We start from the raw sequence: 538 nt of genomic DNA on the forward strand, positions 1-538 counted from the left end.
ACATTAATCCAGCTCTGGCTTATGACCAGAGAAAAAGTGCACCTATGCTCCGTAAAAATGATGAGCATGATGCGTATTGTGTTGCAACGGTTTTAATTAACCAATTACATACTTTGCCGAATGCAAAGCCAAAAGATAACGAATGGACGTTGTCACAACTGGTAAATCGAAGAGATTTACTGGTGAAAGACGGTATTCGGTTTAAGAACGGACTCCATGAGCAGATATCCATGGCATATCCCAGCTACAGTAAGTTCTTTAGCGAGATAGACGGAAAATGTGCCATGTATTTCTGGAAGAACTACCCATCCCCTGTTCATTTGCAGGGAAAGACGTCAGAAGACCTAACAATCGAATTTAAGGAAATAGCTCGTATTTCCAAGAAAGATAAGGCAGAATTAATTCTGGATTGTGTTCAAAATGATGGAAATACCCTACGGGAATATCAGGAATCCAGAGATTTTATTACAACAAGTCTGGTACGGGACTTGGAGCATCAGAAAGAAGAATTGGCAGGGCTTGATAAAGAAATCGAGAA

General features: G+C 40.1%; 1 protein-coding gene. It reads left to right on the forward strand.

Annotation, left to right across the window (positions count from 1 at the left end; all coding sequences use genetic code 11):
* A partial coding sequence (locus CRO04_RS25825; protein WP_141401069.1) for an IS110 family transposase occupies nucleotides 1-538 on the forward strand: 538 nt, incomplete at both ends.

The sequence above is a fragment of the Lacrimispora amygdalina genome, from assembly GCF_900205965.1.
In the GTDB taxonomy this organism is placed as follows: domain Bacteria; phylum Bacillota; class Clostridia; order Lachnospirales; family Lachnospiraceae; genus Lacrimispora; species Lacrimispora amygdalina_A.